Source organism: Agrobacterium larrymoorei (assembly GCF_005145045.1).
In the GTDB taxonomy this organism is placed as follows: Bacteria; Pseudomonadota; Alphaproteobacteria; order Rhizobiales; family Rhizobiaceae; genus Agrobacterium; species Agrobacterium larrymoorei.
The window spans coordinates 985616-1007597 of the sequence record NZ_CP039692.1 but is presented as its reverse complement, the minus strand read 5'-3'; the positions used below and the strand labels follow the sequence as shown (position 1 = coordinate 1007597).

Below are 21982 nucleotides of genomic sequence, written 5' to 3'. Positions count from 1 at the left end.
TGCTTGCACGGACGGCTTGGCCGTATGCTATGGCTGCGACACGCGCCGCCCGCACAAGCAGGTGAGCCGTTTGAACCAACATAATTGTTTCCCTTTAACAAGGAAGCGCTCTAGCTATCGCTGACTGTCAGCGCGTCCGATTAAATCCTGATGTCTCGCGATCTCAACATGGTCTGAATATTCACCGCCGAACCTGTTTCGATGGAAGCATTGGCCGCGATGCCGGTGAGGATGGACCATGCGCCGGAGACGTGGTCGGATGCACGGTTGTAACGGTCCGGCTCCATTGAATCCGGGTCGAAAATGTAACCCAGCATAACGGGGTCAGCGCCGCCATGGCTGCCTTTTCCGCGCGCGACGTCGATCATTCGCGGAACCTCGCCTGCGAGATGAAGCTCCGTCGTAATCGCTTCCTCATCCGCATGGTCGCGAACGCCGCCGAATACGCCGTGGACTTCGATGTGCTTGTGGGTGATCTCGCCTTTCGTGCCCTGAAAGCGAATTTCCAGACCTTCCCATGGGGAATAGGCGGTCAGGGTGTAATTGGCCGTTGCGCCGGAGGCGTAGCGAATATGGGCCTGCATCGTGTCTTCGATGCCGATCTCCGCATCGAAGACGCAGCGGTCGCGGAAATAGCCGTCCTCATCTTCCGCGTCCAGATAAAGCGCACGGAGCTGTTCATCGGCGGAAAGATCGAGACGAAACGCGCATCTCTCCGCCACCGGACAGTCTGCGCAACGTGGGCCGTGCTCGGCCAGCCCCAGTTCAACCGCCGTCTCCGGGCGATAGAAGGCGCGCTTGCCTGAGGCATAGACATCTGTCGGGGCGGAGGCGAGCCACCAGTTGAGAAGATCGAAATGATGCGTGGATTTGTGCACCAGAAGGCCGCCTGAATTTTCTTTCTGGCGGTGCCAGCGGCGAAAGTAATCCGCACCATGGACGCGATCCAGATGCCAGCGAAAATCGACGGCGGTTATGGTGCCTATCACGCCGGAGGCCAGCATTTCCTTGATCTGCGTGCGGGCGGGGGAATAACGGTAATTGAACGTGACCATGACCTTGCGGCCCGTGCGGGCCTGAGCATCGACAATCTGCTTCAGTCTGGAAAGATCGATGGTCAGTGGCTTCTCGCAGATGACGTCACAACCGGCTTCGAACGCTCGTACGATGTATTCCGAGTGAAGAAAATCCGGTGTCGCTACCACGACAGTATCCGGGCGCTGCTCCTCGATCAGCTGGTCGAAATTTTCTGCCAGATAAGTGGCGACACCATTGGTGCCCGGCTTGGAAATTGCCCGCGCCGCTTCTCCCAAGCGGTGGGCGTTGCTGTCGCAAAGCGCAACGATTTCATGCTTGTCCGGATAATCTTCCGTCACGGAATCGCGGAACATCTTGTGGCGGGATCCGCACCCAACAATCGCTATTTTCACGTCTCTTCCCTTTACGTGTTCAGCATCCACGCCAGTTTAGACGCGGCTAACTGATAATAGCTCACATTAAATTCATATTATGATTGGGAGGCAAGTCGATTTATGAACCCGATACGACGTGATAATCGGATTGTTCGGTTCGGATGCAAAGCATGAAACGTAAAAGCCTATTCTGCCGCAGTCTTGAGACAGCCGTCGATGATGGCGCGGATTTCTGCGCGACAGGAACCGCAATTCGTTCCGGCATTCAGGCATTTTCCCACCGCCTCCACCGTGTGGCACCCGTCACGGATGGCCGCCGTGATCTGGTTGATGCCGACACTGAAGCAGGAGCAGACCGTTGCGCCCGGGTCCGGCTTATCCGCGCCGGGACGTCCGGCCACGAGAGCATAGCGGGTTCGCAAATCCGCGTGTTCGACGGAAAGCTGCGAAATGGCCCAGTTTCTGGCAACGGCCACGGGGCTGGATGCAATGAAAAGCGCGCCGAGCAATCTGTCACCATCGAAAAAGGCAAGCCGAACATCGCCGGAGCGCGTATCGGCGTAACCCAGTGGTTCGATGTCTGGAGGAGCTCCAAAGAGTGCGCGCGCCCAATCGATCCAGTTTTCCGGGGTTTCGTCGAATGCAAGTTCCAGCCGGTAGCCACCGTCACCTTTTGCCAGCGCCCAATAGGCGCAATCCGGTGTCTGCGGCACTTGAGCGCTGACCGCGAAAGCATAGGCCTTGGCGTTGAAACGTCTCGCGCTGACGCCGACATTTTTTGAGGCTGGCTGGCCGGAAAACGGGTCGGTAACCGAAGGAACGAGCCGGTCGATGCGGGCATTCGCGGCGAACTGGTCATTCCAGTGCATGGGTGCAAAGACGCTGCCGCGCGCCTGCCGGTCAGTGACCAGCGCGCGAAGGATGACTTTACCCAAGGGGCTTTCCACCTCCACCAGATCGGCGTGTCTGATCCCCGCCTCCATCGCATCGCGCGGGTGAAGTTCGACGAAAGGCTCGGCCACATGCGAGGACAGACGGGCGCTTTTGCCTGTGCGCGTCATCGTGTGCCACTGGTCGCGAATGCGACCGGTGTTTAGCGCCATCGGGAAGCCGGGGCTTGTGCGAGATGTTTTGGGGAGGGCTGTTGCAATGAAACGCGCTTTGCCATCCGCATGGAAGAAACGTCCGTCGGCGAAGAAACGGGTGGTGTCGCGGGGTTCGCCAGAGGGCTGAGGCCAGTTGAATGGGACCATTTCGTTGTAGGGCGTCTGCGCCACATCCGCATAGGCGCCGATGTCGAAATCCCGCGTTCCATCATTTTCGAAAGCGGAAAGAGAAGCGTGTTCGGCAAAAATCTCATGCGGGCCGGAATAGGTGAAGGCATCGACGAAGCCCATTCTTTTGCCGATTTCGGCGAATTGCCACCAGTCGGCGGCGGCTTCTCCGGGAGCCGGGAGATAGCCGCGCTGGCGAGAAATTCGGCGCTCTGAATTTGTTACCGTTCCATCCTTTTCTCCCCAGCCTACCGATGGGAGGAGAACATGGGCGTGACGTGCAGTATCTGTTGTGGCCATGATATCGGAGACGACGACGAAGGGACAGGCCTTCAGCGCCGCTTCCACTGCCTCGGCATCCGGCATGGAGACCACCGGGTTGGTCGCCATGATCCACAATGCTTTGATCCGACCGTCGGCCGCGGCTTTGAAAAGATCGACGGCTTTCAAGCCCGGCTTTTTCGCGATGGTCGGCGCTTGCCAGAACCGCTGTACGCGGTCGCGATCCTCCTCGCTTTCAATCGCCATATGGGCGGCAAGCATATTCGCCAGCCCACCGACTTCACGTCCGCCCATGGCATTGGGCTGACCCGTGAGCGAGAAGGGACCGGCACCTGGCTTGCCGATGCGGCCAGTCGCGAGATGGCAATTGATGATGGCGTTGACCTTGTCCGTGCCGCTGGAAGACTGGTTTACGCCCTGGCTGTAGCAGGTGACGACGCGTTCCGTGCGCTCGAAAAGCTCGTAAAACCGGGTGAGTTCGGCAAGGCTCAATCCCGTGGCTTCTGCAATCTTCGCTAAACTTGTGTCCGTGGCAGACTGGACCGCAAGTTCGAAGCCGCTCGTATGGTTTTCGATATAGGCCCGGTCGAGAGCCAGGCTATTGGCAAGATGGGCAAGCAGGCCAGTAAAGAGCGCGACGTCTCCATCTGGGCGGATCGCGAGATGCATATCGGCGATATCGCAGGTCATGGTGCGGCGCGGGTCGATGACCACCACCTGCATTTCCGGTCGTTCAGCCTTTGCCGCTGCAAGCCGCTGATAGATGACCGGATGGCACCATGCGAGGTTGGAGCCGGTGAGGATGACGAGGTCGGCCAGAAATAGGTCCTCATAAAGTCCGGGTACTGTATCCGAGCCGAAGGCGCGGCGGTGCCCAGCAACAGAAGACGACATGCAGAGGCGGGAATTGGTGTCGATATTGGCTGAACCGATGAAGCCCTTCATCAGCTTGTTGGCGAGGTAATAGTCCTCCGTCAGCAACTGCCCGGAAACATAGAAGGCGACGGAGTCCGGGCCATATTCGGCAATGGCTTGCGAGAATTTCGAGGCCACGAGGTCAAGCGCTTCATCCCACTCGACGCGGGAACCGTTTACCTGCGGATAAAGAAGCCTTCCGTCCAGATCGATGGTTTCGGCCAGTGCTGAGCCCTTGGAACAGAGCCGCCCGAAATTGGCGGGGTGATCTGGGTCACCTTTTACCGAAACGCTGCCGTTATCATCGATTTTCGCGATGACGCCGCAGCCGACGCCGCAATAGGGACAGGTTGTCTTGACCTCGTTCGCCATGCTTACTCCGCTGCGATCATCAGGCTTTCGATGGCGATAGAGAGACTGCCATACGTGTTGCGAACGGGAATTGTCCGCACAGCGCCCTCATCCGCGCCCTGCGCCTTGCCGGTTTCCAGCGAAATCACCCAATTGTGCAGCGGGCAGGTGACGGATGCGCCGTGCACGATGCCTTGGCTCAACGGCCCGCCTTTGTGCGGGCAGTGGTCTTCGATGGCGTAGACCTCATTTTCAGCCGTGCGAAACACTGCGATCTTGCCCATGGGCGTCTTCACGCAGCGTGCGCCGCGCAGCGGAATGTCGGTGATATTGCCGATTTCGACCCAATTCATTGTCGTCATCCTGTGTCCGTTTGAAACTTTTGGGTGGGGCGAAATCTCCTCCATTTCGCCCCACCCGGCGCTCCGCGCCGATGGCCTTTCGGCTTTCGGTCACTCTGCGGCTTGATTGAAACCGATGGTCGCCATGGGCTTGAACTCGTGCTTGTGCTCGCCAGACACGCGCTCCGACCATGGGTCGACCTGCGCGAATTTCTGGCTGAAGACGAAGCGCTCGTAATAGCCCTTGCGTTTTTCGGCATCGTCCATGATCTGGCGGCGGACCTCTTCGTAACCGATGCGCTTGGCCCATTTGTAGATGCGCTCGAGATAGCGGGCCTGCTCGCGATACATCTGCGTCAGCGCCACGATATGCTCCAGCGCCTCGTCCTCTGTCTTCACGAGACCAAGAATTTCCGTGCCCTTGATATCCAGACCGGCGGCACCTGCGAAGTGGATTTCGAAGCCTGAATCCACGCAGATCACCCCAATATCCTTGCAGGTCGCTTCGGCGCAGTTGCGCGGACAGCCGGAAACGGCGAGCTTCAGCTTGGCCGGCGTCCACGAACCCCACATGAATTTTTCGATGCGGATGCCGAGACCGGTGCTGTCCTGCGTGCCGAAGCGGCACCATTGCTGGCCGACGCAGGTTTTGACGGTGCGCAGACCTTTGGCGTAGGCCTGACCGGAGATGAAACCGGCCTTGCCGAGATCGGCCCAGACGGCGGGCAGGTCTTCTTTCTCGATGCCGAGAAGGTCGATGCGCTGGCCGCCTGTCACCTTCACCAAAGGGATTTCGAACTTGTCGACAACATCGGCAATGGCGCGCAATTCGCCTGCATTGGTCACACCACCCCACATGCGCGGCACGACGGAATAGGTGCCATCCTTCTGGATGTTGGCGTGAACGCGCTCGTTGATGTAGCGGGACTGGTAATCGTCGGCATATTCATCCGGCCAGTCGCAGACGAGGTAATAGTTCAGCGCCGGGCGACATTTGGCGCAGCCGCAGGAGGTCTTCCATTCCAGTTCCTGCATGACGGCGGGGATGGTCTTCAGCCCCTTGGCCTTGATCAGACGGCGCACATCGTCATGGCCGAGATCGGTGCATTTGCACATGGGCTGAACGGCGGTTGGATTGTAGCTATCGCCAAGCGTCAGCGTCATCAACTGCTCGACAAGGCCGGTGCAGTTGCCGCAGGAGGCCGAGGCCTTTGTGTGGGCGCGCACATCATCCAGAGAGGTCAGGCCTTTGCCGGTGATGGTGGAGGTGATTTTTCCCTTGCAAACGCCGTTGCAGCCGCAGATTTCCGCATCATCCGGCAAGGCTGCAACGGCCGCCATAGGGTCCAGCGGAGACCCTCCCTGATAGGCCTGGCCGAAAATAAGGGTTTCGCGCATTTCCGAGATGTCGGTCGCTTTTTTCTTCAGGTCGTTGAACCACGGTCCATCCGAGGTTTCGCCATAAAGAACGGCACCGATAATCCTGTTTTCTTTCAGGATGACGCGCTTGTAGATGCCTGCGGTGGCATCACGCAGCACGATTTCTTCGCGGTCATCGCCATCGGCAAAGTCACCGATGGAGAAGAGGTTGATGCCGGTGACCTTGAGCTTGGTCGGCGTGTCCGCATGGACGAAGGCTGGTGAGGTATCACCTGCCAGATGCGAAGCGGCGATGCGGGCCATTTCGTAAAGCGGTGCGACGAGGCCGTAGACCATTCCGTCCACCTCGGCGCATTCACCGACAGAGAGAATATCGCCGTCCGATGTTTGCATGCCCGCATCCACGACGATACCGCGGTTGACGGCAAGACCGGCCTCTTTCGCCAGCCCTGCACTTGGGCGAATACCGACAGCCATCACCACCAGCGTTGCCGGAATGATGCGGCCATCATCCAGTTCGATGCCTTCGACCTTATGGGTGCCGATGATCTGCTTGGTGTTTGCCTTGGTGATGATCTTGATGCCGCGATCTTCCATTGCCTTTTGCAGCAGATAACCGGCGGCAGGATCGAGCTGGCGCTCCATCAGGGTCGGCATGACATGCAGAACGGTCACATCCATGCCGCGCATGGCAAGACCGGCTGCGGCTTCCAGCCCCAGCAGGCCGCCGCCGATGACGATGGCCTTTTCGCGGGATTGCGCCGCCAGCAGCATCGCGTCCACATCATCCAGATCGCGGTAGGTGATGACGCCGGGCAGGTCTTTTCCGGGAACCGGAATGATGAACGGCACGGAACCGGTTGCAATGACCAGCTTGTCATAGCCTTCCGTCACGCCCTGATCGGACGTTACCGTCTTGGCATCGCGGTCGATGTTGACGATGCGGTGGCCCTTATAGAGCGTGATGCCATGGTTGATGTACCAGCCATCTCCGTGGATGATGATGTCTTCATAGGTCTTCTCACCGGAGAGAACCGGCGAGAGCATGATGCGGTCGTAATTGACGCGCGGTTCGGCGTTGAAAATGGTGACATCGAACTGGCCGGGTGCCTTTTCGAAAAGTTCTTCCAGCATGCGGCCCGGCGCCATGCCATTGCCGATAATGACGAGTTTTTGTGCCATGGTGTTTACTCCGCAGCTTCGACGAAGCGGTGACGTTCGTAGAGGAACTTCAGCAAGGCTTCGCGGCATTTGAGGTAGGTTCGGTCGGAGGCAAGCTCGATGCGGTTGCGTGGGCGCGTGAGCGGCACATCGAGAATTTCGCCGATGTGAGCGGCGGGACCGTTGGTCATCATCACGATGCGGTCGGAGAGCAGCACCGCCTCATCCACATCATGCGTGATCATGATCATGGTGTTGCCGAGACGGGCGTGGATTTCCATCACCGCATCCTGCAGATGGGCGCGGGTCAGGGCATCCAGCGCGCCGAAGGGTTCGTCCAGCAGCAGGATTTTCGGTTCCATGGCAAGCGCCCGGGCAATGCCGACACGCTGCTTCATGCCACCGGAAATTTCGGACGGCTTCTTGTCCTTGGCATGTCCCATCTGCACGAGGTCGAGATTGCGCATCACCCAGTCATGCCGCTCGGCCTTGGACTTGGTGTAGCGGAAAACCTTCTCGACGCCGATATTGACGTTTTCATAAACCGTCAGCCACGGAAGCAGGCTGTGGTTCTGGAACACGACCGCGCGCTCGGGGCCGGGCTCGTTCACCTCGCGGTTTTCCAGCAGAACGACGCCGGAAGAAACCTTGGTCAGCCCCGCTACGAGGTTCAGCATGGTGGACTTGCCACAGCCGGAATGGCCGATGACGGAGACGAATTCGCCCTTGTCGATGGTGAGGTTGATGCCCTTCAGCACCTCGGCGCGGCTGCCGCCCTTGTCGAAATATTTGTCGATATGATCGAGCTTGAGATAAGCGCTCATTATGCTCTCCCTTAGTTCGCTGCTGCGCCGCGAGTGATGATTTTGCCGAGTGCCGCGACCAGCTTGTCCAGCACGAAGCCGACGACGCCGATGTAAGCGAGTGCGACGATGATGTCGGGCAGGCGCGATGAATTCCACGCATCCCAGATGAAGAAGCCGATGCCGACGCCACCCGTCAGCATCTCAGCCGCGACAATTGCGAGCCACGACAGGCCGACGCCGATGCGAAGGCCGGTGAAGATGTAGGGTGCAGCCGATGGCAGCATGATCTTGTAGAAGAATTCCAGCTGGTTCAGTCGCAGCACCTGCGCCACGTTGCGGTAATCCTGCGGAATGTTGCGCACGCCAACGGCAGTGTTGATGATGACCGGCCAGATGGAGGTGATGAAGATCACGAAAATCGCGGATGGATTGCTATCCTGAAAAGCGGCTAGCGAAAGCGGCAGCCATGCCAGCGGCGGCACGGTGCGCAGCACCTGAAAGATCGGGTCGAGACCGCGCATGGCCCAGACGGACTGGCCGATGATCGCACCCATGATGACACCTGCGACCGCTGCGAGGCCGAAGCCGTAAGCCACGCGCTCCAGCGACACCAGAACGCGCCAGCCAAGGCCGATATCCTGCGAGCCGTAGACGAAGAACGGATAGGCGATCAGGTCATAGCTTTCCTGAAACACCTGGCTTGGCGGCGGCAGCGTTGCGCCGGGGCTGGAACAGAGCAACTGCCAGACGCCTAGCATCGCCACCAGCACGACCAGCGGCGGGATGACATTGCGTGCCACCGCAAGGCCGATCTTCTTCAAGGGCAAAGCCGGGGCAGGGCGGCGTTGAATGGCAATGACGGTACCGCCTTTCGAGAGGGCGGCGGTCATGGCCGTACTGTCTGTCTTGCGGGCTGTTGCGGTCATTGTTTAAGTCCTGTTTCCGGTCATTTGTTTTTCTCAAGCGCTTTTGGGCCCCTCTCATCGAGGGGCCAAAGCGGCTCAGGAGGCGGCCTTGATGCTGAGGCTTTCGAGATAGGCGGATGGGTTTTCCGGGTCGAAGACCTTTCCGTCAAAGAAGGTTTCCTTGCCGCGCGATGGCGAAGCTGGAATATCCGCTGCCGCCACGCCGAGGTCTTTTGCCGCTGCGCGCCACAGGTCTTCGCGGTTCACCTGACCGACCAATGTTTTGATGTCGGTGGTAGCAGGCAGCTTGCCCCAGCGGATGTTTTCGGCAAGGAACCAGCTGTCATGGCTCTGGAACGGATAGGATGCGCCGTCCTTCCAGAACTTCATCTGGAGATCGGTGCCGTGGGCAACGCGGCCATTACCGTAATTGATGTCGCCCTTTAGGCGGCCCAGCACATCCTTCGGCGGAACGTTGAACCATTGGCGCTTGCCGAGGATCGCGGACATTTCCTCCTTGTTGTCCATGCTGTCGCACCATTGCTGCGCTTCCATCACGGCCATGAGGATTGCCTTGGCGGCATTCGGGTTCTTCTCGATCCAGTCGGCGCGCATGCCGAGCGCCTTTTCCGGGTGGCCCTTCCAAAGCTCGCCGGTGGTACAGGCGGTGAAGCCGATGCCCTGATTGACGAGCTGCTCGTTCCACGGCTCGCCCACACAGAAGACGTCCATGTTGCCGACCTTCATATTGGCAACCATCTGCGGCGGCGGAACGACGATGGTGGAGACATCCTTGTCCGGATCGATGCCGCCAGCGGCCAGCCAGTAGCGAATCCACAGATCATGCGTGCCACCGGGGAAGGTCATGGCCGCCTTGATTTCCTTGCCTTCGGCCTTCTTCTTTTCGAAAGCTGCCTTTAGCCTGGAGGCATCCAGCTGAACGCCGGTATCGGCATATTCCTTGGCAACGGAAATGCCCTGGCTGTCGAGATTCAGGCGCGCAAGTATTGCCATCGGCACCGGCACATTGTTTTGCGTCACTTTGCCGGTGTGGATGAGGTACGGCATTGGCGTCAAAATATGCGCGCCATCGATACCGTTGGCAGCGCCGCCGAGAACCAGATTGTCGCGCGTCGCGCCCCAGGATGCCTGCTTGAGAACTTCGACATCCGGCATGCCGTGCTTGGCGAAGAGGCCTTTTTCAGAAGCGACGATCAACGGAGCCGCGTCGGTGAGGGCGATAAAGCCGAGCTTCGCGCCTTTGACTTCCGGCTCGGATGTCGCAGCAAAGGCGCCGGATGGGAACGCGGTGCGAACGGCGGTGATGAGCGCCGCAGTGGCAGAAGTCTTCAGGATCGCGCGGCGGCTGATCGAACTGGAAAGCATTTTTTTCATGCGCTTGTTCCCCTTTTTTGGCCGCCTCTTGGGTGGCGTGTCCTTGTGCGAAGGCCGAAAATAAAAAAACGCCGCTCGGTGTTGCTGCCATCGGAACGGGAGGAGAGTTCCGGGCTGCAAACCTTGCGACGTCTGTGTCGTATGAAGGCGCTTATCGCGCGCCCTGCTGCTTTGATCGCCGTTGACCCGAGCGAATTATGAAATGCAAGCACCGTGCCAGTTTTGATTTTAGGCGGTAAAGTTCTGTAATTGTGTGGAAATTAATGATGGCTACAGTAGTGCTTGTTTTTTGAGCCGAAGAATTTTGGATTATAATTTAAGCTCTGGATTTATGGCTGCGCTTCAATTTTGCGCAGCATGCGTATCAGCTATCGCCGTTTTCCACGCCTTCGGACGGTAGATTCCTGACGGGAAAGCGTTCGACATAGGCTTCGATATTGGCTGGATCGAAGGAGATTCCGTCCATGAACGGCTCGCTTGCGCTCTCCATATCCGGCGCAGATGCGGTGCCGAGGGCAGTGCGATAGATATCGGGCCGGTAGGCGGATGAAGCTGCTGTCACGCCGTCCTGCGAAAAGGTCGTCTGCCCCCAGCGGATCATCTGGCTGTATATCCACAGCGCCTGACCGGGGCGAGGGTAGTTGGCGTTTCGATCGTGGAACTGGAAATAGTTGTCGATGACCCGGCGGTTGCCGAGGCTGTCGATGCTGAATTCACCGCCGAGGACGCGGCGGATAATATCTTGGGGAGCGCCAATGTAGCGGGGATCGGCGAGCGCGGCGCTCAGGTCGTCACGGTTTTCTGGCCTGTCGCACCAGCGGGCGGCGGCATCCAGCGCTACCAGCAATCGCGCTACGCTTTCCTGCTGCGTATCCGCCCAATCCGGCCGCATGCCGATAACTTTTTCCGGTGCGGAGGGCCAGATGTCCTGCTTTGCCGCTACGATCTTGCCGACACCGCGCTCGCAGGCAATCATGTTCCATGGCGCGCCGACGCAGAAGCCATCGATAGCGCCTGCGGCCAGTGCATCGGAAGTCAAGGGCGGAGGCACGACGACCAGCTTCACATCCTTATCCGGGTGAATACCGCCAGCGGCCAGCCAGTAGCGGAACTCGTAATTGTGAGAGGAGAAGGGGTAGGTCATGCCAAGCGTAAGCGCGGCTTCGCCTCTTGCCCGCATGTCATCCAGCACGCGCTTCAAGCTCTGCGCATTTTCGAGCGCGCCAGCCGTGGCAGAAAGGCCTGTCAGCGTCTGCATTCGCTCGAACAGGCGCGTGGAAAGCGTGATGGCATTGCCGCCACGACCAAGCGAAAAGGGTGTGATCGTAGGGGATGGATTGGAGCCGAGGCCGAGCATGGAGGCGACAGGCATTGGAGACAGCATGTGGGCGATATCGAACTGGCGGAAGGCAAGCCGGTCACGGACATTGGCCCAAGAAACATCCTTTACCAGATCGAGCTTCAGCCCTTCCTTCTCTGCAAAGCCGAATTCAGCGGCGGCGATCAGGACGGATGCATCCACCAGCGGAATGAAGCCTGCCCGCAGCGTCCGCTGCCGGTCATTGCCGCTCAAGGCTGGCGCGGCGAGGCCGGATTGGTTGGCCTTGAGATCATCAATTACCGTCATGGCATTCGCTCCTTGTCCAGTGTCTGCCGGTTACATCAGCAATCCGGCAGCCGTGACCACGCTTTGCGCGATCTCGGACAGCTTCTTCTTCTCGTTCATTGCGGTTTGGCGCAGCAGGGCAAAGGCTTCCTCTTCGGAAAGGCCTCGCATCTTCATCAAAATTCCCTTGGCACGCTCGATGACCTTGCGCTCTTCAAGGGCCGATTTCGCTTCCGCCAATTCCCTTTGCAGGCGGCTGAAGGCATTGAAGCGGCTGACGGCCATATCGAGGATCGGCTTCACTCGCTCCTTTTTCAGCCCATCCACTATGTAAGCCGAAACGCCCGCTTCAACAGCGGCCTCGATGGAGGCGGTATCGGAGCGATCCACGAACATGGCAATCGGACGGCTGACGGTGCGGGTCAGCTGGAACAGGTGCTCCATCATGTCCCGGTTCGGGTTTTCGAGATCGATGACGATCACGTCCGGCTGCAATGTTTCGATGGTGCGCGCAACGCCGTTGACCTCGTGAATGACGGTCACGCGCATATGCCCCGCCTCGCGCAATCCCTCCTCGATAATCGAGGCGCGAATGGCGTTTTCATCGATGACAAGAATAGTAAGGTCGCGCAGCGTCATGCCAGCATCAATGACGCAGCGCACAAATAAATGCAATCTTTTTCATCATGACTAAAGTTTAGGCTTATTGATGGTTTTGTGGGCTTCTTTATTGTTGCCGTCCACGCTTTCCCGGTGCGGACCTCCTTGACAAATATCCTATGTTTGGAAAGGTTGATAATATGAGTGCAGGGGCGGATTGGATATACGAGGCGAACCCGGTGAGCCGTAAGAATGCGGCGGAATCGGTATTTGAGGATTTGCGGTCAGCCATCGTTTCAGGACGGTTGACGGTGGGCACGCGTTTGCCTTCCGAGACGCATCTGGCAGGGCGTTATGGTGTCAGCCGACCCATCGTTCGGGAGGCGCTGCGGTCGCTACAGACGCTGGGCATGACGCAGACGCGCACGGGCAGTGGCACATTCGTTCTGACAGATTCTCCGCGCAATGAACTGCGTTACGGCGGCTATTCCGCCCGGGATCTGATGGAGGCACGTCCCTTCATCGAAGTGCCCGCAGCCGGTTGGGCAGCACTTCGCAAGACGGATGCGCAGTTGGCGCATATTTTGAAGCTCTGCGATGCAATGGATGCGCAGCAAGATCCCCACAAATGGGTGCGTCTGGATTCGGAATTTCACAGCGCCATCGCGCAGGCATCCGGCAATTCGCTGTTTGCCAAAGTCGTGGCGGATGCGCGCGAATCGGTCAGCCAGCAATCGGAGTTGCTCAATCTGATGGCGCATCGGCGTGTTGCATCGAATGTCGAGCATCGGGTGATCGCGGAGGCGATTGCCGCCGGATCGGATGAGGCGGCGCGCAACGCCATGGAAGCCCATCTCGGCAAGGTGAAGCAGGTTGTCACGGCCATTATGGGTGACGATACCAAGTCGGCGTGATCTCCGCCGGAGAGTGATGTACCCTCCGACAGAGTTCCCAATTTAATTATGCGGCTGGTTTGGCCACGCTCGGCGGTATGGGTGCCGAAATATTCGCCAGCAATTCCGGCCTCAGCGCTTCGATTAGCTGCTCCGCGCTCATATAGCCCTTTTCAAGAACCACCTGCGGCACCGTTCGGCCGCTGGCCAATGCCTCGCGTGCCACTTCCGTTGCGGCATAATAGCCGATCAATGGATTGAGTGCCGTCGCAATGCCGATGGATTCTTCCAGGCGTCTGGCCATGATATCGATATTGGCGGTAATGCCATCGACGCAGCGTTCAGCAAGCGTGCGGCAGGCGGCGCTAAGCTGCGCAATGCTTTCCGACAACGCCTTGACGATGATCGGCTCGAAGGCATTCAGCTGAAGCTGCCCACCCTCTGCCGCCATGGTCACGGTGATATCGTTACCGATGACGGCAAAAGCGACCTGGTTGACCACTTCGGGAATGACCGGATTGACCTTGCCCGGCATGATACTGGAGCCCGCCTGAACCGGTGGCAGATTGATCTCTCCGATGCCCGCGCGCGGCCCGGACGATAGCAGACGCAGATCGTTGCACGTCTTGGAAAGCTTGACGGCGACCCGCTTCAGCACGCCGGAAAGATGCACGAAGGCACCCGGATCCTGCGTTGCTTCGATCAGGTCGCTGGCGGTGACCAGCGGTCTTCCTGTCAGTTGAACCAGATGCTTGCAGGCCAGTGCGGCATAACCGGCGGGCGCGTTCAAGCCGGTGCCGATGGCGGTCGCGCCGAGATTGATCTCGTGTATGAGGGCAGCGGATTCGATCAGCCGGGAGCGATCCTCTCCCAGCATTACGGCGAAGGTGCGGAATTCCTGACCGAGCGTCATGGGCACGGCGTCCTGCAACTGCGTGCGTCCCACTTTTAGAATGCCGTCGAACTCCCGCGCCTTCCGCTCGAAGGCATCCTGAAGTACGAGCATCGAGGCTGCGAGCTCATCGATGGATTCGATCAGTGCGACGTTGATGGCGGTCGGATAGGCATCGTTGGTGGACTGGCTAAGATTGACGTGGTCGTTGGGGTGCAGGTGCTTGTAATCACCCTTGATGTGCCCAAGAATTTCCAGCGCTCGGTTGGCGATCACCTCATTCGCATTCATGTTGGTGGATGTGCCCGCACCGCCTTGAATAACGTCTACGATGAACTGGTCATGCAGTGCGCCGTCGCGAATTTCCCGGCAAGCCTGAATGATGGCGTCGAGCTTGAGCTGATCGATCAGGCCAAGTTCATGATTGGCGCGTGCCGCCGCTTCCTTCACGAAGGTCAGCCCACGGATGAGATAGGGAAAACGGCTGATCGTCGTTCCGGTTATCTGAAAATTCTCCGCTGCGCGCGCGGTGTGAACCCCCCAATAAGCCTCAACCGGAATGTCCTTCGGGCCCAGTAAATCTTTTTCCTGACGCATATCGATCACTTCTTCCTCCAAGTCGATCACATAAAATCTGTAAAGCTGCATGACAGATTTTGCTTGTGATATCTTGCGCGAACGGATAGGTCAATGGTGGGGATGAGGGTTGACGCGGCCTTGGAGGATCATTAATGGGTCGAAAAATCTGTCATACAGCATTACAGCGGGGCACATTTAGCCCCTGAAATTGATGGCTTCCAAGCCGAAAGATCAATATTGCCGTCAAGCCTCAATCGATGGCTGACGGATCAAACTGATGGAAAATAGCTCTGAGGGAGGAGCGACACCAGTGGATAATGTAAATCAAGCAAATAGAGAACGTCAGGTCGAAATTCAGGAAGACCTTGGCTATCACAAGGCGCTCAAGCCACGGCAAATTCAGATGATCGCCATTGGCGGCGCCATCGGCACCGGGCTTTTCCTTGGCGCAGGCGGGCGTCTTGCCGTTGCCGGACCAGCGCTCATTTTCGTTTACGCGCTCTGCGGATTCTTCGCTTTCCTCGTGCTTCGCGCACTTGGCGAGCTGATCATGCATCGCCCGACATCCGGTTCTTTCGTTTCCTACGCCCGTGAATTCTACGGCGAGAAGATGGCCTTTGCCGTAGGCTGGATGTACTGGATGAACTGGGCCATGACATCGGTTGCGGATGTGACCGCCGTCGCCCTCTACATGAATTTCTTCAAGCAATATGTGCCGTGGATGCAGGGCATCGACCAGTGGGTCTTTGCACTTAGCGCGCTCATTATCGTGCTTGGCATGAACATGCTGTCGGTCAAGGTGTTCGGTGAACTTGAGTTCTGGTTCAGCCTGATCAAGGTCGTGGCGCTGTTCACCTTCCTCATCGTCGGTGTTTACTTCGTCATTTTCGGCACGCCGATCGAAGGCCATGTTACCGGCTTCAGCCTGATTTCCGATAATGGTGGTTTCTTCCCCAATGGCATCCTGCCAGCCTTCATCATCATTCAGGGTGTTCTGTTTGCCTATGCGTCCATCGAATTGATCGGAACGACTGCTGGCGAAACTGAAGACCCGCGCAAGGTCATCCCTGGCGCAATCCGCACCGTGGTTTTCCGCCTGCTGGTTTTCTATGTCGGTTCGGTTCTGCTGCTGACGCTGCTTCTGCCTTACACGGCCTATAAGGCTGGCGAGAGCCCGTTCGTGACCTTCTTCGGCTCCATTGGTATCGAAGGTGCGGATATCGTCATGAACCTCGTCGTTCTGACGGCGGTGCTTTCGTCGCTGAATGCCGGTCTTTATTCGACAGGCCGCATCCTGCATTCCATGGCGGTTTCGGGTTCTGCTCCGGCAGCGCTTGCCAAGATGAACAAGGCAGGCGTGCCATATGGCGGTATTGCGGTGACGGCAGTCGTTACCGTGCTCGGCGTCATTCTCAACGCCATCGTTCCGGCGGAAGCATTTGAAATCGCACTCAATCTCGCCGCACTGGGTATCATTTGCGCATGGGGCGTCATCGTGTTATGCCAGCTCAAGCTGTGGCATCTGTCCCGGCAGGGGAAGATGCAGCGTCCGGAATTCAGCATGATCGGCGCGCCTTACACGGGCATCCTTACGCTTGTCTTCCTTTTTGGTGTTCTGGTGCTGATGGCATTCGATTATCCGGCGGGCACTTGGACCGTTGGATCGCTTATCATCATCGCACCGACTCTTGTTGGGGGGTGGTATCTGATGCGCGGTCGAATTCAGGAGCTGTCGAAAGCCCAGATGTTGAATGACACTGGTGCGCGGGGCCAGCAGTGAACCAGGCAGATCATATCGATAAAGCCGATAAGCTGGTGGCAGTCATTGCCACCGGCGGAACCATTGCCAGCATTCGTGATGAAAGCGGTGCAGCCAAGCCATCGCTGACGGGCGAAAACCTGCTGTCCGGTCTTTCAGCGGATCACATCGCGCTGAAGCCCGTGGAACTGATGGCGAAGGATTCGTCCAGTCTGACGATTTCCGACATGCAGACGATCAGCAACGCGGTTGCGTCAGAGTTGGCCGATCCTGAAATCTCCGGCGTCGTCGTGCTGCATGGCACGGACGCAATGGAAGAAACGTCTCTTCTCGTCCATCTTCAGCACAGGCTGGAAAAGCCGGTCGTTTTCACCGGTGCGCAATTTACCGCAGACAATCCGCAAGCGGATGGCCCTGAAAATCTCAGCGCCGCCATTGCCGCTGCCGCCAATGAAGACAATGCTGAAAAGGGCGTTCTTCTCTGTTTCGGCGGAAAGCTTCTGCCGGTCTGGGGCCTTTACAAGCGCTCCGCAGATGAGCGGGATGCGTTCGAACTAGCAGGCCCTGCCGCCATTGCCGCAAGCCCTGAAATGTCAGCTGCCGTTGATGCCATTCGCGTCGATATCGTCGCCATCCATCCGGGCTGCGAAGCCACCCATATCGACGCAAGCCTTGATGCGGGTGCGAAAGGTATCGTGCTTTCCGCCCTCGGTTCGGGCAATGCGAATGCACGCGTCGTGCAGGCGGTGAAGCGCTGTGCGGAAAAAGGCGTTCCCGTCGTCGTTTCCAGCCGCGTTCCAGTCGGTCGTCTTGTCGCGGGTTATGGCGGCGGCGGCGGCGGGCATGATATGGGCGAGGTCGGTGCCGTGCATTCCCGCACGCTGAGGCCCGGTCAGGCGCGAATCCTGCTTGCGTCGCTGATTGCGTCTTCAGCTGGCCGCGAAGAGATCGAGCGCGCCTTCAACGACTTTGCGCTCTGATGGATACAGCCTGAACGTGTTTCAGGCTTTACTTCCGCCAATTTCACGCTCCTGATAAACCACAGCGCGAAGCCTCTGGCATTGAAGGTGTGCTTCTGCTAATGGTCCAGCCATGGACACCCGATTGCGCATGTCCGTTCCGTCATCTCGAAGACTGCCGAGATGATTACGGTTCGGACGATAAGCTCTGAAATGCTGATGACCAAAGCGACCCGCCGAAAACCGGGTCAGCCGTCGTCCATTGTGCGTCCTTTTTGCCGCCGCCCATTGCAATGGGCGGTTTTTTTGTTTTCCCAATCCAGAACAGAAGGAGCGGCCACCCGAAGCGGTGCGCCATTGATCCACCATGATATTTGAATGGATGACAGACCCGGCCGCTTGGGCGGGCCTCGCCACCCTTATCGTTCTCGAGATCGTGCTCGGTATCGACAATCTCGTTTTTATAGCCATTCTGGCAGACAAGCTGCCGGAGCATCAGCGTGAAAAGGCCCGCCTGATCGGTCTCAGCCTCGCGCTCGGCATGCGTCTCGTGCTGCTGGCCTCGGTCGCGTGGATCGTCACGCTGACGGCGCCGCTGTTTACGGTCCTCGGTCTCGAAATTTCCGGTCGCGATCTCATCCTGCTCTTCGGCGGCTTCTTCCTGCTTTTCAAGGGCACAATGGAGTTGCACGAGCGACTGGAAGGCCATGGCGAGCATAAGGAAGGCCGCATCGAACATGCGGTCTTCTGGCAGGTTCTGGTACAGATCGTCGTTCTCGATGCCGTCTTCTCGCTGGATAGCGTGATCACCGCTGTCGGCATGGTGCAGCATCTCTCGGTCATGATGATCGCCGTTATCGTTGCGGTTGGCGTCATGCTGCTTGCCTCCAAGCCGCTTATGGCCTTCGTCTCCAAGCATCCGACCGTCGTCATCCTCTGCCTCGGCTTCCTGATGATGATCGGCTTCAGCCTGATCGTCGAAGGTCTGGGCTTCCATATTCCGAAGGGCTATCTCTATGCGGCCATCGGCTTCTCCGTTCTGATCGAAGCTTTCAACCAGATCGGCCGGCGCAACCGTGAAAAATTCATGTCGACAGGGGATTTGCGGGAGCGCACGGCAAATGCCGTCCTCTCGCTGCTCGGTCGCCGTAAAAGCGAAACATCGCTAGGGGATACTGCCGATGTGATTGCCGAGCGCGCCTCAGAAAGCGAGCTCTTCACGCCAGCAGAACACGAAATGATCGAAAGCGTATTGTCACTTGCGGATCGTTCGGCCCGCTCGCTGATGACGCCGCGGCTCGACATCGACTGGCTGGATATCGAAGACAGCCATGAGGAATTGCAGCGCAAGGTTCTTGAAACCGGGCGCTCCCGCTTCCTCATCGCGCGCGACAATCTCGATGAATTCCTGGGCGTCGCACTCGCAAAGGATTTGCTGCGCGATTTTCTCGAGACAGGAAAATTCGATTTCGACCGGTCGCTGCGCCAGCCGCTCGTGGTGCATGAAAGTGTCAACGCGCTGCGCCTTCTGGAGCAATTGCGTCAGTCACCTGTACAGGTGGCCATCGTTCTGGACGAGTACGGCTCACTGGAAGGCATCGTGACGCCTACGGATCTGCTGGAAGCCATCGCCGGAGAATTTACCGATGACAATGACGAGAAGCTGACCGTCGAGCGCGCGGAGGATGGCTCGCTTCTGGTGGATGGCTGGATCGACATACGCCACATCTCCAAGCTTCTGGAAATCGATCTCGTGGACGATGCGGACCGCTATTCGACGCTGGCCGGTCTCATTCTCTGGCGTCTCGGCCATCTTCCGGAAGAGGGCGCGACGGTCGCCTATGGCGCGCTGATTTTCGAGGTGGTGGCGCTCGATGGCCGCAACATCGACAAGGTTCGTATTCGCCAGACACAGGATGCGGCCTGATAAAAATACCGGAGGCAGCCCCTGTCAGGCTGCCTCCATACCGGTGCCCGCATACCGCCGCAGATCGCTAAAATACGTTTTTTTTGGAACTTTTTTGAGGCCAAGGCTGTTTGTTCGGTCGGGAATCCATCGGGGGCCTCATTATGGCAATTACGTTTACCGCCGTCGTCCTGACGTTGATCGGACTGGCGATTTTTGGCTTTGGCTCTCAGCTCGTCATGCTGGGTGGAAGCTTTTATTATGTTCTTGCGGGTCTCGCTTTCGTCGTCACCGCAATTCTTCTTTTCAAGAGAAACAAGGCAGCGCTGCATTTCTATGCGCTGTTCGTGCTCGCCACGCTTGGCTGGGCTGTCTGGGAAGTGGGTTTCGACTGGTGGCAGCTTGGGCCACGCGGTGGCCTGATCATCGTCATCGGTATCTGGTTGTTGATGCCATGGATCAGAAAGCCCCTCGGCTTCGTCAGCCCCACCGGCATCCGGTATGGCGCGAACGCCGTTCCGCTTCTGGCAGTCGTCATTGCGTCCATCGGTGTCGCAGCCTTCGCAATGACGCAGGACCCGCATGATCAGGAGGGCAATCTACCCACCGAGATAGTCAACAATTCCCCATCCTATGGCAACCCGGTGCCGGATAATGAATGGCACCAATATGGCCGCACGTCTTACGGCCAGCGCTATTCTCCGCTGACGCAGATCAACACTGAAAATGTCGGTGAGCTGAAAGAGGCATGGCGCTATCAGACCGGCGACGTGAAGCTGCCGCAAGATGTGGGCGAGACGACCTATCAGGTCACGCCGCTGAAGGTCGGTAACACGCTGTACCTCTGCACGCCGCATAACTGGGCTATCGCCGTGGATGCGGCGACTGGCAAGGAAAAGTGGAAATACGATCCGAATGTGGGTCTCAATCCCGACCGTCAGCACCAGACATGCCGCGGTGTTACCTATTACGCCGAGCCCACCGCCCAGGCGGGTTCGCAATGCGCTGCCCGCGTCTATCTTCCAACCTCCGACGCACGTCTGATTGCGCTCGACGCCGGAACGGGTCAGGTCTGCACCTCTTTCGCGGATCAGGGGACGCTGCATCTCGAAGTCGGCATGCAGTACAATCCTGCTGGCTATTACTACTCCACCTCTCCGCCAGCCATCGTCGGCAACAAGATCATTATCGGCGGTGCCGTCAATGACAACTACTCCACCCAGGAACAGTCCGGTGTCATCCGCGCCTTCGATGTGAACAGCGGCGAACTGCTGTGGAACTGGGATTCCGGAAACCCTACCCAGACCCAACCGCTTCAGCCGGGTCAGACCTATACGACCAACTCTCCCAACAGCTGGTCCGTTTTTAGTGTCGATGAAGCGCTTGGGCTCGTCTACATCCCTCTGGGAAATCAAGTTCCTGACCAGCTCGGCATGGGTCGGAGCGAGAATGTAGAGAAATATTCCTCGTCCATCGTAGCTCTGGATGTGAATACCGGGCAGGATCGCTGGGTGAAGCAATTCGTCCATCACGACCTTTGGGATATGGACGTACCGGCACAGCCTGTCCTGCTGGACATCACCAAGCCGGATGGCCAGACCGTGCCGGCACTCGTTGGCCCGACGAAGCAGGGCGATATCTATGTGCTGGACCGGCGGAACGGCGATCCTATCCTGGCCGTGACGGAAGAGCCTGCTCCAAGTGGCGCCATCCCTGAAGACTTCAGCGCGCCGACGCAGCCGACCTCTGCCTTGAGCTTCAAGCCGGAGCCGCTTCAGGAAAAGAACATGTGGGGCGTCTCCATGTTCGACCAGCTGGCTTGCCGCATCAAGTTCCATCAACTGAACTATAAAGGCCGTTACACGCCGCCATCGCTGAATGGCACTCTCGTTTACCCGGGTAACTTCGGTACCTTCAACTGGGGTAGCGTTGCGGTAGATCCTGAACGTCAGGTCATGTTCGGCATGCCGACCTATCTGGCCTTCACCTCGCAGCTCGTTCCACGCGCCCAAATTCCCCAGAAGGGACAGGATGAAAAGGGTAGCGAGCAGGGTCTGAACCGTAACGACGGCGCGCCATACGGCGTATTGATGGGTCCGTTCCTCAGCCCCATCGGCATTCCATGCCAGGCGCCGCCATGGGGCTATGTGGCGGGTGCCGATCTCAGAACCGGCAAGATTGCCTACAAGCATAAGAACGGCACGGTCCGCGACATGACACCGCTACCGCTTCCCTTCAAGGTCGGTGTTCCCGGGATCGGCGGCCCGATGATCACCAAGGGCGGCGTGGCCTTCCTTGGCGCGGCAGTAGACGATTACCTTCGTGCCTATGATCTGACGAGCGGCAAGCAGCTTTGGGAGGCCAGACTGCCGGCAGGTGGGCAAGCAACGCCCATGACCTATGCGCTCGATGACGGAAAACAATATGTCGTCATAGTCGCTGGCGGGCACGGGTCCGTCGGCACGAAGCCGGGCGATTACGTGATTGCCTACAAGCTTCCTTGAACGCTGACGACGTTCATTTGAATATTTCAGAAATGGCCGGATTCTCCGGCCATTTTCTTTAT

15 protein-coding genes are annotated in these 21982 nt (G+C 58.2%); 5 read left to right on the top strand and 10 right to left on the bottom strand.

The genetic code is table 11. The features are described 5' to 3' along the window. Window positions 1-140: 140 nt before the first annotated feature. The 9 genes from CFBP5473_RS18940 to CFBP5473_RS18900 all read right to left on the bottom strand — a co-directional run bounded on the left by CFBP5473_RS18940 (window position 141) and on the right by CFBP5473_RS18900 (window position 12467). On the bottom strand, window positions 141-1430 hold the full coding sequence (locus CFBP5473_RS18940; protein ID WP_027674756.1) for a Gfo/Idh/MocA family protein: 1290 nt from the start codon (window positions 1428-1430) through the stop codon (window positions 141-143). 167 nt (window positions 1431-1597) lie between these two features. Continuing rightward, window positions 1598-4255, bottom strand: coding sequence for a nitrate reductase (locus tag CFBP5473_RS18935; protein ID WP_027674757.1), 2658 nt, complete (start codon window positions 4253-4255; stop codon window positions 1598-1600). Between the two features lie 2 nt (window positions 4256-4257). After that, complete coding sequence (gene nirD, locus CFBP5473_RS18930; protein ID WP_027674758.1) at window positions 4258-4587, bottom strand: nitrite reductase small subunit NirD; 330 nt, start codon at window positions 4585-4587, stop codon at window positions 4258-4260. 99 nt (window positions 4588-4686) lie between these two features. Continuing rightward, entirely contained in the window at window positions 4687-7137 is a 2451-nt protein-coding gene (nirB, locus tag CFBP5473_RS18925; protein ID WP_027674759.1) for a nitrite reductase large subunit NirB, read from the bottom strand. Between the two features lie 5 nt (window positions 7138-7142). After that, a complete protein-coding gene (locus CFBP5473_RS18920; RefSeq protein WP_027674760.1) occupies window positions 7143-7940 on the bottom strand; it encodes an ABC transporter ATP-binding protein in 798 nt (265 codons plus the stop codon). 11 nt (window positions 7941-7951) lie between these two features. Further along, window positions 7952-8848, bottom strand: coding sequence for a nitrate ABC transporter permease (gene ntrB / locus CFBP5473_RS18915; RefSeq protein ID WP_027674761.1), 897 nt, complete (start codon window positions 8846-8848; stop codon window positions 7952-7954). 75 nt (window positions 8849-8923) lie between these two features. Next, window positions 8924-10222 (bottom strand): CmpA/NrtA family ABC transporter substrate-binding protein, encoded by a 1299-nt coding sequence (locus tag CFBP5473_RS18910; protein ID WP_027674762.1) that lies wholly within the window; start codon window positions 10220-10222, stop codon window positions 8924-8926. Window positions 10223-10586: 364 nt separating this feature from the next. Further along, window positions 10587-11849, bottom strand: coding sequence for a CmpA/NrtA family ABC transporter substrate-binding protein (locus CFBP5473_RS18905; RefSeq protein WP_027674763.1), 1263 nt, complete (start codon window positions 11847-11849; stop codon window positions 10587-10589). Between the two features lie 30 nt (window positions 11850-11879). Next, the gene (locus CFBP5473_RS18900; protein WP_027674764.1) at window positions 11880-12467 is read right to left on the bottom strand and encodes an ANTAR domain-containing response regulator; all 588 of its coding nucleotides are present in this window, start codon (window positions 12465-12467) and stop codon (window positions 11880-11882) included. A 161-nt stretch (window positions 12468-12628) separates the two neighbouring features. On the opposite strand from CFBP5473_RS18900, the gene CFBP5473_RS18895 reads away from it, so the two are divergent. Further along, window positions 12629-13342: a FadR/GntR family transcriptional regulator gene (locus CFBP5473_RS18895; RefSeq protein WP_027674765.1), complete on the top strand. Its 714-nt coding sequence runs from the start codon at window positions 12629-12631 to the stop codon at window positions 13340-13342. 46 nt (window positions 13343-13388) lie between these two features. On the opposite strand, the gene CFBP5473_RS18890 is transcribed toward CFBP5473_RS18895, so the two are convergent. Then, window positions 13389-14861 (bottom strand): aspartate ammonia-lyase, encoded by a 1473-nt coding sequence (locus CFBP5473_RS18890; protein ID WP_169696902.1) that lies wholly within the window; start codon window positions 14859-14861, stop codon window positions 13389-13391. Between the two features lie 208 nt (window positions 14862-15069). Between CFBP5473_RS18890 and CFBP5473_RS18885 the strand changes: the two genes are divergently transcribed. From CFBP5473_RS18885 to CFBP5473_RS18870, 4 genes are all read left to right on the top strand, one after another. Further along, the gene (locus CFBP5473_RS18885) at window positions 15070-16572 is read left to right on the top strand and encodes an amino acid permease (protein ID WP_106389360.1); all 1503 of its coding nucleotides are present in this window, start codon (window positions 15070-15072) and stop codon (window positions 16570-16572) included. Further along, the gene (locus tag CFBP5473_RS18880) at window positions 16569-17531 is read left to right on the top strand and encodes an asparaginase domain-containing protein (protein ID WP_234881854.1); all 963 of its coding nucleotides are present in this window, start codon (window positions 16569-16571) and stop codon (window positions 17529-17531) included. Before CFBP5473_RS18885 ends, CFBP5473_RS18880 begins: the two co-directional genes overlap by 4 nt. 346 nt (window positions 17532-17877) lie before the next feature. Beyond that, window positions 17878-19437: a TerC family protein gene (locus CFBP5473_RS18875; protein WP_027674769.1), complete on the top strand. Its 1560-nt coding sequence runs from the start codon at window positions 17878-17880 to the stop codon at window positions 19435-19437. Between the two features lie 143 nt (window positions 19438-19580). After that, on the top strand, window positions 19581-21920 hold the full coding sequence (locus tag CFBP5473_RS18870) for a glucose/quinate/shikimate family membrane-bound PQQ-dependent dehydrogenase (RefSeq protein ID WP_027674770.1): 2340 nt from the start codon (window positions 19581-19583) through the stop codon (window positions 21918-21920). Window positions 21921-21982: the final 62 nt, after the last annotated feature.